The sequence below is a fragment of the Agromyces bauzanensis genome, from assembly GCF_014645655.1.
Taxonomy (GTDB): domain Bacteria; phylum Actinomycetota; class Actinomycetes; order Actinomycetales; family Microbacteriaceae; genus Agromyces; species Agromyces bauzanensis.
In genome coordinates this window covers 58443-73589 of sequence record NZ_BMMD01000019.1, presented here as the reverse complement: position 1 = coordinate 73589, position 15147 = coordinate 58443, and the positions used below count along the sequence as shown (strand labels likewise).

Sequence of the window (15147 nt, the reverse complement as noted above, 5' to 3'; positions counted from 1 at the left end):
CAGCCGTACAGGCGTTCCAGACGGAGCTCGGCGTCGAGCCGACTGGTGCGGTGGACGCTGCGACGATCGCCGCTTTCGAGCGCGCGATCGCCGAGCTCACCGCGGTGGACGCCTCGCCGAACCCATCCGCGACGCCGACGGACGCGCCCGCGAGTTCCTGATCCCCAGCCGGGATGGCGGCTACTCGAGCAGCTTGCACGCCACCGACACCTCGCTGCGCATGAGCGCGGCGATCTCGTCGGGGATGGGCGGGATCGCCTCGCGGGTCACGCCGGTCGAGGGTGACCAGACGAGGTTCACCTGCAGCGACTCATCCAACTCGGGGTAATCGCTGCGGTTGTGGCATCCGCGGGTCTCGCGCCGTTCGAGGGCCGCCTCGAGGGTCGCACGAGCGGCCAGCGCGGCCGACTTGAGGTCGAAGGCGTGCGCCAGGTCCTGGTAGCCGGCGATGTCGGGGTGGACCCCGATGTCGCTCACGCGTGCTTCGATCGCGTCGAGCTCGGCGAGCCCGGCGAGGAGGCCGGCTTGGTCGCGCACCACTCCGGCGTGCTCGGTCATGGTGTTGCGGATGGCGCGCTGCAGGGCGCGCACGTTCTCCGAGCCATCCGACGCGAGAAGCGAAGCGATCTCGTCGCGCGCGGTCTGCACGGCGGCCGCCGAGCGCTTCTGCGCTGCGAGCGAGGCCGAGTAGGACGCCGCGGCCTGTCCCACGATGCGTCCGAAGACGAGCAGCTCGATGAGCGAGTTGCCGCCCAGGCGGTTGGCGCCGTGCAGGCCAGAGGATGCCTCGCCGATGGCGAAGAGCCCCGGGACATCCGTGCCGTGGTCGTCGGGGCGCACCCACACGCCGCCCATCGAATAGTGCGCGGTGGGCGCGATCTCGATCGGCGACTTCGTGATGTCGAGCATCTGCAGCTCGAGCATGGTCTGGTAGACGCGGGGGAGGCGCGTCATGATCTTCTCGCGGGGCAGGTGCGAGACATCCAGCCAGACACCGCCATTGGGGGTGCCACGGCCCTCCTTGATCTCGGTGTACGCCGCGAGGGCGACTCGGTCGCGCGTCGACAGTTCCATGCGTTCGGGGTCGTACTTCGACATGAAGCGCTCGCCGAGGCCGTTGGTCAGGATGCCGCCCTCGCCGCGGGCCGCCTCGCTGATCAGGGTGCCCGCCGCGTTCTCGGGCTCGATGATGCCCGACGGATGGAACTGCACGAGTTCGGGGTCGCGCACCCGGCCGCCCGCCTCGACGGCGAGGCGCCACGAGTCGCCCGTGTTCTCGTCGCGCCGCGACGAGGTGCGCCGCCAGATGCGGTTTTGGCCGCCGGCGGCGAGGATGACCGCGTCGGCGTGGATCAGATAGCGCGTGCCGTCGTCGAGGTCGAAGCCGTAGGCGCCGAAGACCGCGCCGTCGTCGTTCACGAGGATGCGGGTGACATAGACCGTGTCGAGGATCGGCACGTTCAGCTGTGCGGCCCGGTTGACGAGCGTGCGCTGGATCTCGAGGCCGGTGTAGTCGCCCGCGAACGCCGTCCGCCGGTAGGTGTGGGCGCCGAAGAAGCGCTGCGAGATGCGGCCGTCGTGCTCGCGGGCGAACGGCATGCCGTAGCGCTCGAGATCCTGGATGCCGCGGGCCGCACCCGACGTCACGATCTCGACCGTGCGCGGGTCGGCGAGCAGGTAACTCTCCTTGAGGGTGTCGGCGGCGTGCTGCTGCCAACTGTCGTCGGGGTCCATCGTCGCGAGGGCGGCGTTGATGCCGCCCGCCGCGAGCGTGGTGTGGGCGTCGGACTTCGGCCGCTTGCCGAGCGCGAGCACGTCGACGCCCGCCTCGGCGAGCTCGATCGCGGCGCGCAGACCCGATCCGCCAGTGCCGATCACGAGGACGGTCGTGGAGACCTGACGTTCTGAAGCACTCATGCAGTCAACGCTAGATTCGGTGGTCACATTACTCCAATGCATCTTCACTGTGACGTCGATGCGCGTAGGCTATCGACATGAACCTCGACCAACTGCGCGGCTTCGTGGAGGTGGCTCGGTTCGGCAACTTCACCCGCGCCGCCGAGGAGCTGTACCTCGCCCAGCCGTCGCTGAGCCGCCAGATCGCCGCGCTCGAGCAGTATCTCGGCGCGGAGCTGTTCCATCGGGCCCGCGGCGGCAGCACGCTGACGGCCGCGGGCGAGTCGCTGCTGCCGCTTGCGCGCCGCATGCTCGCCGACGCGGAATCGGTCAGGCGCGAACTCGCCGAGCTTGCCGGCCTCGAGCGCGGCCGGGTGCGGCTCGGTGCCACCCCGACCCTCTGCATCAGCCTCGTCGCCGAGGTGCTCAGCGCGTTCCACGCGGAGCATCCGGCCATCGAACTGCACCTCTCGGAACAGGGGTCGCGCCGGCTGCTCGACGAACTCGCGAGCGGCGAACTCGACCTCGCACTGATCACCACGTCGGATGCCACGACCGCCGAACGATTCACCGTGACCCCGCTGCTCGTCGAAGAGCTCGTGGTCGTGTCATCCGCTGCCGCACCGCCGGTCACGACCCGCGACACCATCGGACTCGAGGATGTCGCGGGCCTGCCGCAGATCGTCTTCAGCTCGACCTACGACCCGCGCAGCGCGACCGACGCCGCGTTCCGCGTGGCGGAGCTTACGCCCGAGGTCGTGCTCGAGGGCGCGGAGATGGATGCGGTGCTGCGGTTCGTGGAACGCGGGCTCGGCGTCGCGATCGTCCCCGCGATGGTGCTCATCGATCGCCCAGGACTCCGATCCGTCCGGCTCGAAGGTCCGACAATCGACCGCACGATCAGCCTCGCTCGCCCCGCGGATGTCGCGCCGACCGCCGCGGTCGTTGTCATGCAGCGCACGATCGCCGACACCGCCACGGCGCTCGCGGCCCGAGCGGGGGAGACCATGCGACTCGCCGGTGCGAGCTCGTGACGCGCGGAGAGCCTCCCAGCGAGTCGAGCCGCCCCGTCGCGATCTCCACCACGCCGAGCGGATGCGAGCCGCGTTCGCGTCGATGCATGGGACGGCGGGCGGGTCGATGACCTCCGCGCTGACGAGAGCGGAGACGAACTCGACGTCCTTCGGGCTCGCCGACAATCAGGTGCAGTGCATGCGGTACCACGATCCGAGCCTGCGGCGTGCCGCCGCATTGCTCTGAGCGGAGGCGGTTGGTCGACGGATCTGGTGCGACGCACGACCGCGTGAATGTGCGCGGGACTCTGGCGGCGGCATCCGACCGATGGTAGGAACGTGCCCACGGGGGAAACGGGCACGACGACGGCCACGACCGCGCGGTACGCGCGCGGCGCACTCATCGCGACATCGGTCTCGGCGCTGGTGGCGAACGCGAACACATCGGCGGTATCGATCCTGATCCCCGCCATCTCCGAGGACACGGGGACCCCGACCGACACGCTGCAATGGGCGGTGACCGGGTACTCGCTCGTCGGCGCCGCGGTGATCGTCACGTCCGGCGCGCTCGGCGACGTGTTCGGCCGGCGGAGGATCTTCGTCGGCGGCTCCTGCTGTTCATCGCGTCGTGCGTGCTCATCGCGCTCTCGCAGGAGGGCCTCGGCGTGATCGCGGGCCGCTGCATCCAGGGCGCCGCGGGCGCGACGATCCTCGCGTGCGGCATGAGCCTGCTGTCGGCGTCGAACACCGGCAAGGCGCAGCTCCGGGCGGTGACACTGTGGGGCGCGGCATCCGCCGTGGGGGCTGCAGCCGGGCCACTGGTCGGCGGCCTGCTCGCATCGACGCTCGGCTGGCAGGGGCTGTTCTGGATCGACGCGGTGATCGCGGTCGCCTGCGTGCCCGTGACCCTGTTCGCCGTGAAGGAATCCAGCGATCCGACCCGGTCGCGGTCGATCGACTTCGCGGGCACGGTGCTCATCGCCCTCATCCTCGCGCCGCTCATCTTCGCGCTCACGAACGGCAGCGCGTGGGGCTGGGTGTCGCTTCCGACGATCGGATGCTTCGCCATCACGGTGCTCGCGACCTTCGGATTCTTCATGGTGGAACGGCGCGTGAAGGCACCGCTGCTCGACCTCGCTCTGTTGCGGAACTGGGTGCTCGTCGGCGCGACCCTGTCGATCCTGCTCGGATCCGGCACGGTGAACGCGATCATGTACGTGGTCAGCCTCTACTTCCAGAACCAGGCAGTGCTCGACATGGACGCCTTCCAGGCCGGCCTCGCGACCCTGCCGATCGCGGCCGCCGCCGTCGTGCTCTCGCCGCTCATCACGCCGGTCGTCGGGAAGATCGGCGCACGCACCACGATCGCGGTCGGCTTCATCATCATGAGCGTGGCGTTCGCCGCGCTCGCCTTCGTACAGGAGTCGTGGGCGTACGGCATGTTCGTGCTGCCGCTCGTCGGCGTGGCCGCCGGCATGAGCCTGCAGAACGGACCGTGCTCCTCGCTCTCGACGGCGTGCGTCGAACCGCGTGAAGTCGGCGCCGCGTCGGGCATCTCGAACATGGCCCGGTACGTCGGTGCGGCCGTGATGACCGCGATCGTCGCCTCGGTGTACGGCTCGGTCACCGCGAACCAGATCGCCGTTGGCGCGTCCGAGAGCGCCGCGCTCGCCACCGCGTTCTCGTGGTCGTCGATCGCCATGGGGATCTGGTGCGTGCTCGGCATCGCACTCGCCCTGCTCGTCGCACGGCAAGTGACCCGGAAGCCGGGCGAGTTCGAGTACGCCGCGGCCGCCGCGTCGACGTCGCACACGCTGACGCCGCCGGAGCGGATCGAGCCCGAGGCGGGAGCCACTGCCCCCGCGGGCGCCCGTCAGGGCTGACCCGAGTGGAGGCCGGCCCGACGCGGGTGCGGTCCCGACCGCGGCCGGGCATGTCGTCCATTCCGTCGTGCCGATTCGCCGTGCGGCGCGTACGCTGAAAGGACGGGTTCGGCGAGCACACCTCCGAGGAGAGAGCGACGGCGGACTCGGCAGGCAACATTCGAACCGACGCCCGAACGGAGCCGCTCACCGATGTCCTGGGGCGACGATTTCAATCCCGACGAGTACGGTGGGCAGCGTCCGGCTCGAGTTACCGGGCGTGCCGCGGTGTGGCCGGTCGCACGCCGTGTGCTCGGCTACGCCGGCGTGGTGGCGGGAGTGGTCGCGTTGGCGGCCGGTGCGGTCTTCGCGGTGAACCTGGCGGGCCTCTCGGCCAAGCCGGGCGGATTCGAAGCACCGCCGGCGAGGGGAGCGAGTGTCGCGCTGCCACCCATGATCCAGACGCCCCAGCACGACGAAACGCTCGGCGGTCAGTCCGAGTCGGACGAAGACTCGGCGGCCGTGTCCGACCCGGCGGCGTCGGACTCTGCGGTGTTGACCCCGCAGATCGACCCCGAATGGATGTCTCGGGTCGCCGCGGCCACGGACATCCCGGAACGCGCCCTGTCGGCCTATGCGTTCGCGCACGTCGCAATCGCCGAGGAGCAGCCGGAGTGCGGCCTCGACTGGACCACGATCGCGGCGATCGGCTCGATCGAGTCGGGCCATGGGAGCCACGGCGACACCGTCATCGATGAGCACGGGTACGCCCAGCCGGCGATCATCGGCCGGGCCCTCGACGGCAATGGCGTGGCGAGGATCGCGGACACCGACGGCGGGCTCTTCGACGGGGATGCCACGTGGGACCGGGCTGTCGGGCCGATGCAGTTCATTCCCTCGACCTGGGCGACGTGGGCGAGCGACGGGAACGGTGACGACGTGACGGACCCGAACCAGATCGACGACGCCGCCCTGGCGACGGCACGCTACCTCTGCGCGTCGGGGTCGATGACCAGCGCCGACGGGTGGCGGGCCGCGGTGTACTCGTACAACCACGACAACGACTACGTCGACAAGGTCGCGAGGGTCGCGATCGAGTTCATGGACGCAGTCGACTAGCCAGGCACGGTGCGAGAAGCTCACGGCGCGATGAGCGGCAACCTCGGGAAGTATGTCTCATAGCGGTGCCGGTCGCGCGTAAGCAGCACGTGTCCGGCGACGAGAGAGTGTGCGCCGATGTAGAAGTCCGGCAGAGGAGTCGGCCGCTGGCCTCCATTGCGGCGGTAGGCGAGGAACGCCTTGCCGGCGAGGAAGCCGGCAGGGTACGGAAGCGGCTCGCGTGTGAAGAGTGGCGCGGGAAGCAGGTTGTCGAGCTTCTCGATCTCGGTGAACCCCACCGACACCTCTGCGTAGACGATCGGGTCGATGACAACCGACGCGGCGTCGAGGGCTCGGGCGAGTTGCGCGCCTGACCAGGAAGCCCAGACTGGATCGTCGGTGAACACGTCGAGCAGGATGTTCGAATCGACGAGGACGCTCACGGTCAGACGCTCACGGTCATCCGTCGCGCAGCAGGCGCATGAGCTCATCGGTGGTGCGGGTGGTGCTGGCGCTGCCGCGCATGCGCGCGACCGCGCGCCTGCCTCTGCTGTCCGCGGCATCCGCGTGAACGATGCGCAGCGAGTTGCCGTCTTCGACGACCTCGACCTCGTCGCCTTCCATGAAGCCCAGGCGATGGCGGAGCTCGGCGGGGATCGTCACCTGCCCCTTGCTGTTCAGTCGCATGTGGACCTCCTTCCGTAATACATCCTACGTGTAATACATCCAACGCGCCTGTGGCGGCGCGCGTCGTCGTCGATGCGCTGCGACGCCGAGTCGATCCATCCGAAGCACAGCGCCTGGGGCACGGCCTGCTCCCAGGTCAGCGCTCGGTCGGGCACGTGCTTCTTGTGCAGGCCCATCCACAGCTCGGTCCCGGTGTCGTGGCTGGCTTCGAGCCAGGCACGGAACTCCTCGGGGCCCGAGAAGAAGATGGCCGGCCGCTCGGGCGTGCCACCGGCGTGCCGATCGTCGCGGTCATGGCACGAGTCTGCCAGCCGCCACCGACGAGCCGTCGGGGCACCGGAACGCAAGCGGGTGGTCGCATCCGATCCCGCGGACTACCGTGGAGGCGTGTCCGTTCCCGCGACTGATGCACGCACCGTTCACGCCGCTGGCGTGGAGCGCCTTCTCGAGAGCTACCGGGCGATGCCGCCGGCAGCGACGGTGCGGCTCGCGAAACCGACCTCGAACCTGTTCCGCTCGCGCGCGCCGGCCCACGGAGCCGGCTTGGACACGTCAGGGCTCACGCACGTCATCGCGGTCGACCCGGCGGCGCGCACGGCCGACGTGGCCGGTATGTGCACCTACGAAGACCTCGTCGTCGCGACGCTGCCGCACGGGTTGGCGCCGCTGGTGGTGCCGCAGCTGAAGACCATCACCCTCGGCGGGGCGGTGACCGGACTCGGCATCGAGTCGACCTCGTTCCGCAACGGCCTGCCGCACGAATCGGTGCTGGAGATGGACATCCTGACGGGCGCGGGCGATATCGTGACCGCCTCTCCACGCGAGCATGCCGACCTGTTCCGTGCGTTCCCGAACTCGTATGGCACGCTCGGCTACGCGGTGCGCCTTCGCATCGAGCTGGAACCGGTCGAGCCGTTCGTCGCGCTCACGCACCTGCGGTTCCACGCGCTCGCCGACCTGGTCGTGGCGATGGAGGACATCGTCGAGACCGGTCGCCTCGACGGGGTGCCCGTCGACCACCTCGACGGGGTCGTCTTCAGCGCCGACGAGAGCTACCTGTGCGTGGGCGTGCAGACCGCGACATCCGGCCCCGTCAGCGACTACACCCGTCAGCAGATCTTCTATCGCTCCATCCAGCACGATGACGGCGCGACGCACGACCGGCTCACCATCCACGACTACCTGTGGCGCTGGGACACGGACTGGTTCTGGTGCTCGAAGGCGTTCGGCGCGCAGCATCCGGTGATCCGACGGCTCTGGCCGCGACGACTGCGGCGGAGCAGTTCCTACTGGAAGCTCATGAAGCTCGAACGGCGATTCGACGTGGGTGATCGCCTCGAGGAGCTCAGGGGCCGGCCGCCGCGCGAACGCGTGATCCAAGACGTCGAGGTGCCGATCGAGCGGTGCGTCGAGTTCCTCGACTGGTTCCTGGCGAACGTGCCGATCGAGCCGATCTGGCTGTGCCCGCTGCGCCTGCGCGACGACGACGGCTGGCCGCTCTATCCGCTGCGGCCGAAGCGGACCTACGTCAACGTCGGCTTCTGGTCGACCGTGCCGGTCGGCTCGACCGAGGGGGAGACGAACCGGCGGATCGAGCGCAGAGTCAGTGAACTCGACGGGCACAAGTCGCTCTACTCCGACTCCTATTACTCGCCCGAGGAGTTCGACCGGCTCTACGGCGGCGACGCCTATGGTGCGGCGAAGGCGCGGTACGACCCCGATTCGCGGCTCCTCGACCTCTATGCGAAGGCGGTGCAACGACGATGACCACATTCAAGGACCGGCCGTCGGCAACGACCGAGACAGCGAAGGCGGCGAATGGGACGCGGGAGGAGCGAAAGCTCACCCTGGCCGAGATCCTCGAGCTGCTCGCCGAAGGTCGACTGCCGCTGAGGTTCACCGCCTATGACGGAAGTTCGGCGGGTCCGCCCGACGCACCGTTCGGGCTCGAGCTGAAGTCACCGCGAGGGACCACCTACCTCGCGACCGCGCGCGGCGATCTCGGGCTGGCTCGCGCCTACATCGCCGGCGACCTCGAGATCCACGGGGTGCACCCGGGCGACCCGTACGAGTTGCTCACGGCGCTCGCCGACGAACTGGTCTTCCGGATGCCGCCACCGCGGGCCATGGCCCGGATCGTGCGCTCCATAGGCGTCGAGCACCTGCGCCCGATCGCCCCGCCGCCCCAGGAGGCACCGCCGCGCTGGCGTCGCGTCGCCGAGGGGCTCCGCCATAGCAAGGCCAGAGACGCCGAGGCGATCCATCACCATTACGACGTCTCGAACACCTTCTACGAGTGGGTGCTCGGGCCGTCGATGACCTACACCTGCGCGTGCTACCCGCGAGTTGACGCCTCACTCGACGAGGCGCAGGAGAACAAATACCGGCTCGTGTTCGAGAAGCTGCGGCTGAAGCCCGGCGACCGCCTGCTCGACGTCGGGTGCGGCTGGGGTGGCATGGTGCGGTATGCGGCCCGCCGCGGCATCCGAGCCACCGGCGTGACCCTGTCGCGGGAGCAGACCACGTGGGCGCGGCACGCCATCGCCGAGGAGGGCCTGACCGAGCTGGCCGAGGTCCGCCATGGCGACTACCGCGACCTGGAAGCGGCCGGCTTCGACGCCGTGTCGTCGATCGGGCTGCTCGAGCACATCGGGGTGCGCAATTACCGGTCGTACTTCCGATTCCTGCGTTCCAGGCTGCGCCCCGGCGGTCTGCTGCTCAACCATTGCATCACCCGCGCCGACAACCGGTCGCGACCGTCGACCCGCGGTTTCATCGATCGGTACGTGTTCCCCGACGGCGAGCTCACCGGGTCGGGCCGCATCATCACCGAGGCCCAGGATGCCGGCCTGGAGGTGCTGCACGAGGAGAACCTCCGCCCCCACTACGCGATGACCCTGCGGGACTGGTGCGCCAACCTCGTCGAGCACTGGGACGAGGCGGTCGCCGAGGTGGGGCTTCCGACCGCCAAGGTGTGGGGTCTGTACATGGCCGGATCACGACTCGCCTTCGAGGCCGGCGGTATCCAGCTGCACCAGGTGCTGGCGGTCAAGACCGACGACCGCGGTGGTGTCGACGACCTCCCGCTGCGACCGTGGTGGACGCCGTAAGAGCTCAGAGGTCGCTTCGGAGTGCCCGGACTTCGGGTTTCGAGACGCTCGCTGCGCTCGCTCCTCAACCTGCAAAGCCCCGGCACAGACGCCGACTTGCCCGGCGCGCGGCATCCGCTTACTATCAATTGCGCGATATGTGAATTCCGAGTTCGATTATAGAACACGGGCAGACGCAGCCAGGGCGCCAGTACGCACAGTGAAGTGAGGAGTTCCCGTGCAGTTCCACCATCACGGTTATGTTTCCGAAGAGCCGCGGGTGAAGCCTGCTGCCGGGGTCGGGATCGACCGCCCGGAGGAGCTTCCCGACGAGGTCGACGTGCTGATCGTGGGCACGGGGCCTGCGGGCATGATCGCGGCGGCGCAGCTGTCGCAGTTCCCGAACATCACGACCCGCATCGTCGAGCGTCGCTCCGGACGGCTGGTGATCGGCCAGGCCGACGGCATCCAGGCCCGCAGCGTCGAGACGTTCCAGGCGTTCGGGTTCGCCGAGCGGATCATCGCCGAGGCGTACCGCATCACCGAGATGGCGTTCTGGAAGCCCGACCCCGCCGAGCCGTCGCGCATCGTGCGCGCGGCCGTGACCCAGGACGACCCGACCGGGGTCAGCGAGTTCCCCCACCTGATCGTGAACCAGGCGCGTGTGCTCGACTACTTCGCCGAGGTCGCGGCGCACTCGCCCACCCGCCTGACCCCCGACTACGGCTACGAGTTCGTGGGCCTCGAGATCGCCGACGAGGGCGAGTACCCGGTCACCGTGACCCTGCACCATACCGCGGGGAAGCACGAGGGCCAGCACCGTACCGTGCGCGCGAAGTACGTGATGGGCGCCGATGGTGCGCGCAGCCGGGTGCGCGAGGCGATCGGATGTCACATGGTGGGCGACAAGGCCAACCACGCGTGGGGCGTGATGGACGTGCTCGCGGTCACCGACTTTCCCGACATCCGCACCAAGTGCTCGATCCAGTCGGAGGCGGGCAACATCCTGCTCATCCCGCGTGAGGGCGGGTTCCTGTTCCGGATGTACGTCGACCTCGGCGTGGTGTCCGAAGACGACTACGGCGCGGTGCGCGAGACCCCGATCGAGGAGATCATCCGCCGGGCGAACGCGATCATCCACCCGTACACCCTCGAGGTGAGGAACGTCGCGTGGCATAGCGTGTACGAGGTGGGTCACCGCCTCACCGACCGGTTCGACGACCTCGTCGGCGACGCGGTCGGCACGCGCACGCCGCGGGTGTTCATCGCCGGCGACGCCTGCCACACGCACAGCGCGAAGGCCGGCCAGGGCATGAACGTGTCGATGCAGGACGGCTGGAACCTCGGCTGGAAGCTCGGGCACGTGCTCGAGGGCCGCAGCCCGGAGAGCCTGCTCAGCACCTACTCCGCCGAGCGTCAGGTGGTCGCGAAGAACCTGATCGACTTCGACCGGGAATGGTCGACCATGATGGCGAAGAAGCCCGAGGAGTTCGCCAACCCGTCGGAGCTCGAGGACTTCTACGTACGCACCGCGGAGTTCCCCGCCGGGTTCATGACCGAGTACACGCCGTCGATGATCATCGGCGTGGGCGCCCACCAGGACCTCGCGACCGGGTTCCCGATCGGCAAGCGCTTCAAGTCCGCCCCGGTCGTTCGGGTCGGCGACGCGAACCCCATCCACCTCGGCCACCACGCCACGGCCGACGGACGTTGGCGGATCTACGTGTTCGCCGACCAGGCACGCGCCGGGGAGGCATCCGCCGTCGCCGACCTCGCCGAGTGGCTCGCGACCGCGCCCGGCTCGCCGGTCACGGCCACTCCAGCCGGACTCGACCGCGATGCGTGGTTCGACGTGAAGGTGATCTACCAGCAGGACCACACGGGCGTCGATCTCGGCCAGGTGCCCGAGGTGTTCCTGCCCAAGGTCGGGCCGTTCCAGCTCACCGACTACGAGAAGGTCTACGCCGCCGACCCCGCAGACGACATCTTCGACCAGCGCGGCATCGACCGTGCCGGCGCTGTGGTCCTGGTGCGGCCCGACGGCTACGTCGCGAACGTCCTCCCCGTCGCCGCGACCGACGAGCTCGTCGCGTTCTTCCGGCCCGCCCTCAGCTCGACGGCACCCGCCACGGTCTGACGGGTCTCACACACCGGTGGCGGTGACGGATGCCACGTCGCATCCGTCACCGCCACCGTCATGATCCCGTCCACAGGGCGCGTCGGACGTCCCACGCCCTCGTGCCCGGAGCCGTACGATCGGGGCGGACCTCGAAGCCGGCGGTCGGCAGCTCTCGGCCAGGCCGAGAAGTCGGGTACCACGCTGTTCATCTGATGGGATCCGTGCCCGCGCCCCACGATCCGCCGCCCGCTCCGGCGACCGCCCCGCCGGGGTACCGTCGAGGTATGCCTCCCGACGTGAGCGAACGCGATGACGAGGTCGACCTGCTCATCGACGCGTGGTCCCGTCGGCTCCCCGATGTCGACCTGTCTCCGCTCGACGTGATGTCGCGCCTGCGGCGGGTGTCGAATCGCCTCGGCCGCCTGCGCGCGAGCGCCTTCGGCGGCGCGGGCCTGGCGGCGTGGGAGTTCGACGTGCTGGCGGCGCTCCGTCGGGAGGATGCCCCGCACGAGCTCAGCCCGGCACAGCTGATCGAGGCCACCATGATCGGCAGCGGGGCGATGACCAATCGCCTCGACAACCTCTCCCGCCGCGGTCTCGTCGAACGACGTCCGAATCCACGCGACGGGCGGAGCGTGCTCGTACGCCTCACCGACGACGGGGCGACGCGCGCGGACGACGCCATGCGGCGGCTCGCCGATCGCGAGGCCGAGGCCCTCCGCGGACTCACGCACGAGGAGCAGGCGACGCTCGCCCGGCTGCTGCGCCGCCTCGCAGAGGACCCCGAGTAGATCGCCGCGCGGGCGGCGCCGATGACCGGGCATACGATGGCAGTGTCACGCCCGATCCTCAGACGGGAGTCACCATGGTCCAGGTCCGCGTGCTCGGCGTTGCGCTCGATGCCTCCGGACAGCACATCATCCTCCTGAAGCCGCTGGGCGAGGAGGCGAGCGCGGGGCGCGTGCTGCCGATCTGGATCGGCTCGCAGGAGGCGACCTCGATCCTCATCGCCATCCAGGGCGAACAGGCGCCACGGCCGCTGACGCACGACCTCATGAAGACGCTGCTCGACACCGTGGGCGCGCGGGTCGAGCGGATCGAGGTGACCCGCATCGAGGACGGCACCTTCTATGGCGAGATCACCCTCACCACTCCGTCTGGCCCGGTCGTGCTCGATGCGCGTCCGTCGGACTCGGTTGCGCTCGCGGCGCGGACCGAGGCGCCGCTGTTCGTCGCCGATGCGGTGCTCGAGGAGGCGGGCATCCCCGCGGAGATGGTCGAGCCGCACACCGACGAGGAGGAGGCGCTCGACGAGTTCAAGAAGTTCCTCGAGGACGTCGACCCCGAGGACTTCCAGGGTTGACGTGCGGGTGAGGCATCCCGAGGCGCCCGCGCGCTCGCATCCCGAGGGGTCGACGGCGTGAGCTGGAGCTGGACGGTCGCGGGCATCGCCGTTATCGCGCTCGGGCTGTACGAGGTCTTCCACACGGTGCTGCACCCGACCGGCCGGGGACGCCTCACGCACCTCGTCGCCGGTACGACGTGGGGACTCTCGTCGCGTCTCGGCCGACGCGGACGCACGTTGGCCGGCCCGCTCGCCGTCGTCGCCGTGATCACGACGTGGACCGCGTTGCAGATCGCGGGCTGGACCGTCGTCTACCTTCCGCACGTGCCCGACGGATTCGCCTACAACACCGGTATCCGCCCCGACGCCTATCCCGCCGTGGTCGAGGCGTTCAACTATTCGGTCGTGAGCATGTCGACCCTCGGGCTCGGCGACGCCTATCCGACCGACCCGTGGTTGCGGATCTTCGCCCCGTTGCAGGGGCTGATCGGCTTCGCCCTGCTGACCGCGGCGGTTGCCTGGTTCCTCGAGCTCTATCCCGGACTCGGCCGGCGCCGCGCGCTCGCGCTGCGCATCGCCCTCATCCAGCGGGCCGACACCGCCGGGCACCTGCTCGACATGGAGGCCGGCACCTCCAGTGGCCTGCTCGACTCGCTCACCGCCGACCTCGCGCAGGTGCGGGTCGACCTGTGGCAGAACGCCGAGTCGCACTACTTCACCGAGGAGGCCCCCGAGGCCTCGCTTCCGGCGCAGCTGCCGTACGGCATGCACCTGGCGAGGCTCGCGCGCAGGTCGCCCGACCGCACCGTGCGCAACAGCGGCCAGATGCTCGAGGAGGCGATCGACGACTTCGCCGACATCCTGCGTCGCCGGTTCATCCCCCGGGGCGGCATCGGCACCGACGAGATCCTGCGCGAGTACGCCCGCCAGCACCGGCAGCGGCCGGCGCCGCCGGGCGTCGCGAACGAGCAAGAGACCTGAGCCTCGGGCTTCGGGCCATGGGGCAGAATGGCGGTCATGGATGCCGCGATCCCAGCCCTGACGGCGATGCCGTCGCCCAAGTACGTGATGTCGGCGGAGGGTCGGCGCATCGCCACCTACCTCTGGGGCGACGAGGATGCCCCGACGGTGCTGTGCGTGCACGGATTCGCGTCGAGCTACCGTGACAACTGGGTGAACACGGGATGGGTGCGCGACCTCACGCGCGCGGGGTTCCGCGTACTCGGCGTCGACCAGCTCGGTCACGGGGCGAGCGACAAGCCGCACGAGGCATCCGAATACGGCATGGACGCACTGGTCGGCGACCTCTGCACCGTGCTCGACACCTACCTGCTCGACACCGTGCACTACGTCGGGTACTCACTCGGCGCGCGGGTCGGCTGGCAGGTGGCCGTGCAGGCGGCCGACCGGGTCGACCGAGCGGTGCTGGGGGGCATCCCCGACGGGCGCTCGCTCGCGCGAATGCAGATCGAGCAGGCGCGTGCCTATGCCGAGCACGGCACACCGGTGCAGGACCGGGTGACGCTGAACTACGTGACGCTCGCCGAGCGTGTCGGCGGCAACGACCTGCTCGCACTCCTCGCGCTCGCCGAGGGCATGCGGCTGGGGGATGCCGACCCGGATCCGACGCATCCGCCGCTGCAGCCCATCCTCTTCGCCACGGGTAGCGAGGACGCGATCCTCCAGCAGTCGCGTGCGCTGGCGGATGCCACGCCGGCCGGTTCGTTCGTCGAGTTGCCGAATCGGCACCACTTCAATGCGCCGGGGTCGCGGGTGTTCCGGCAGGCGGCGGTGGAGTTCTTCACCTCGGGCGGCTGAGCTTCCAGGAGCGAACGTACGGTCGTCGTCGTCGGCGGCGTCAGGCCCGGGCTGATGCGCCGCTGCCGGTCCTCCGCGGTCGCCGGTGTCGTCACCGCGAGGCGACGACGTCTGGGCGGAACCCCCGCTTGGCCAGCTGGATCTGCTCGTAGACGTGGTGGCGCAGCTCGGTGAACCGTTGCATGGACCGCGTCTCGTTCGTCGATGTCTCACCGGCGAG

General features: G+C 69.7%; 13 protein-coding genes and 1 pseudogene. 10 read left to right on the top strand and 4 right to left on the bottom strand.

Going from position 1 to position 15147, the window contains the following annotated elements:
* Positions 1 to 180 precede the first annotated feature (180 nt).
* Positions 181 to 1917 (bottom strand): L-aspartate oxidase, encoded by a 1737-nt coding sequence (locus tag IEX31_RS14920; RefSeq protein WP_188744203.1) that lies wholly within the window; start codon positions 1915 to 1917, stop codon positions 181 to 183.
* Positions 1918 to 1994: 77 nt separating this feature from the next.
* Between IEX31_RS14920 and IEX31_RS14915 the strand changes: the two genes are divergently transcribed.
* The 3 genes and pseudogenes from IEX31_RS14915 to IEX31_RS14905 all read left to right on the top strand — a co-directional run bounded on the left by IEX31_RS14915 (position 1995) and on the right by IEX31_RS14905 (position 5890).
* Positions 1995 to 2930, top strand: a complete 936-nt coding sequence (locus IEX31_RS14915; RefSeq protein ID WP_188744202.1) for a LysR family transcriptional regulator — start codon at positions 1995 to 1997, stop codon at positions 2928 to 2930.
* Between the two features lie 273 nt (positions 2931 to 3203).
* Positions 3204 to 4792, top strand: a pseudogene (locus tag IEX31_RS14910) (MFS transporter).
* A gap of 192 nt (positions 4793 to 4984) precedes the next feature.
* On the top strand, positions 4985 to 5890 hold the full coding sequence (locus IEX31_RS14905; RefSeq protein WP_188744201.1) for a lytic transglycosylase domain-containing protein: 906 nt from the start codon (positions 4985 to 4987) through the stop codon (positions 5888 to 5890).
* Positions 5891 to 5910: 20 nt separating this feature from the next.
* Here IEX31_RS14905 and IEX31_RS14900 read toward each other — a convergent pair whose 3' ends face one another.
* Genes IEX31_RS14900 through IEX31_RS14890 form a run of 3 tightly spaced genes read right to left on the bottom strand, consistent with a single transcriptional unit; the run spans position 5911 to position 6903 of the window.
* Positions 5911 to 6312, bottom strand: a complete 402-nt coding sequence (locus IEX31_RS14900) for a type II toxin-antitoxin system VapC family toxin (protein ID WP_229662397.1) — start codon at positions 6310 to 6312, stop codon at positions 5911 to 5913.
* 16 nt (positions 6313 to 6328) lie between these two features.
* Positions 6329 to 6556 (bottom strand): AbrB/MazE/SpoVT family DNA-binding domain-containing protein, encoded by a 228-nt coding sequence (locus IEX31_RS14895; protein WP_188744199.1) that lies wholly within the window; start codon positions 6554 to 6556, stop codon positions 6329 to 6331.
* On the bottom strand, positions 6547 to 6903 hold the full coding sequence (locus IEX31_RS14890) for a YdeI/OmpD-associated family protein (protein ID WP_229662396.1): 357 nt from the start codon (positions 6901 to 6903) through the stop codon (positions 6547 to 6549). The genes IEX31_RS14895 and IEX31_RS14890 overlap by 10 nt, the downstream gene beginning before the upstream one ends.
* An 85-nt stretch (positions 6904 to 6988) precedes the next feature.
* Here IEX31_RS14890 and IEX31_RS14885 point away from each other — a divergent pair, with 85 nt between their 5' ends.
* The 7 genes from IEX31_RS14885 (at position 6989) to IEX31_RS14855 (ending at position 14927) form a co-directional block, all read left to right on the top strand.
* Positions 6989 to 8323, top strand: a complete 1335-nt coding sequence (locus IEX31_RS14885) for an FAD-binding oxidoreductase (protein WP_229662395.1) — start codon at positions 6989 to 6991, stop codon at positions 8321 to 8323.
* Positions 8320 to 9666: a class I SAM-dependent methyltransferase gene (locus IEX31_RS14880; protein WP_188744197.1), complete on the top strand. Its 1347-nt coding sequence runs from the start codon at positions 8320 to 8322 to the stop codon at positions 9664 to 9666. Before IEX31_RS14885 ends, IEX31_RS14880 begins: the two co-directional genes overlap by 4 nt.
* A 217-nt stretch (positions 9667 to 9883) precedes the next feature.
* Positions 9884 to 11782: an FAD-binding monooxygenase gene (locus tag IEX31_RS14875; RefSeq protein WP_188744196.1), complete on the top strand. Its 1899-nt coding sequence runs from the start codon at positions 9884 to 9886 to the stop codon at positions 11780 to 11782.
* A 266-nt stretch (positions 11783 to 12048) separates the two neighbouring features.
* The gene (locus IEX31_RS14870) at positions 12049 to 12555 is read left to right on the top strand and encodes a MarR family winged helix-turn-helix transcriptional regulator (RefSeq protein WP_188744195.1); all 507 of its coding nucleotides are present in this window, start codon (positions 12049 to 12051) and stop codon (positions 12553 to 12555) included.
* Between the two features lie 74 nt (positions 12556 to 12629).
* Positions 12630 to 13127: a bifunctional nuclease family protein gene (locus tag IEX31_RS14865; protein ID WP_188744194.1), complete on the top strand. Its 498-nt coding sequence runs from the start codon at positions 12630 to 12632 to the stop codon at positions 13125 to 13127.
* A 57-nt stretch (positions 13128 to 13184) separates the two neighbouring features.
* Positions 13185 to 14090, top strand: coding sequence for a potassium channel family protein (locus tag IEX31_RS14860; protein ID WP_188744193.1), 906 nt, complete (start codon positions 13185 to 13187; stop codon positions 14088 to 14090).
* Between the two features lie 36 nt (positions 14091 to 14126).
* Positions 14127 to 14927 (top strand): alpha/beta fold hydrolase, encoded by an 801-nt coding sequence (locus tag IEX31_RS14855; RefSeq protein ID WP_188744192.1) that lies wholly within the window; start codon positions 14127 to 14129, stop codon positions 14925 to 14927.
* The last annotated feature ends 220 nt before the right edge of the window (positions 14928 to 15147 follow it).

What these genes read in the sequence shown, in the direction of transcription:
- IEX31_RS14855 (WP_188744192.1), top strand. Translation starts at nt 14,127, where the DNA reads ATGGATGCCGCGATCCCAGCCCTGACGGCGATGCCGTCGCCCAAGTAC.
- IEX31_RS14920 (WP_188744203.1), bottom strand. Translation starts at nt 1,917, where the DNA reads ATGAGTGCTTCAGAACGTCAGGTCTCCACGACCGTCCTCGTGATCGGC.
- IEX31_RS14895 (WP_188744199.1), bottom strand. Translation starts at nt 6,556, where the DNA reads ATGCGACTGAACAGCAAGGGGCAGGTGACGATCCCCGCCGAGCTCCGC.
- IEX31_RS14870 (WP_188744195.1), top strand. Translation starts at nt 12,049, where the DNA reads ATGCCTCCCGACGTGAGCGAACGCGATGACGAGGTCGACCTGCTCATC.
- IEX31_RS14915 (WP_188744202.1), top strand. Translation starts at nt 1,995, where the DNA reads ATGAACCTCGACCAACTGCGCGGCTTCGTGGAGGTGGCTCGGTTCGGC.
- IEX31_RS14880 (WP_188744197.1), top strand. Translation starts at nt 8,320, where the DNA reads ATGACCACATTCAAGGACCGGCCGTCGGCAACGACCGAGACAGCGAAG.
- IEX31_RS14865 (WP_188744194.1), top strand. Translation starts at nt 12,630, where the DNA reads ATGGTCCAGGTCCGCGTGCTCGGCGTTGCGCTCGATGCCTCCGGACAG.
- IEX31_RS14905 (WP_188744201.1), top strand. Translation starts at nt 4,985, where the DNA reads ATGTCCTGGGGCGACGATTTCAATCCCGACGAGTACGGTGGGCAGCGT.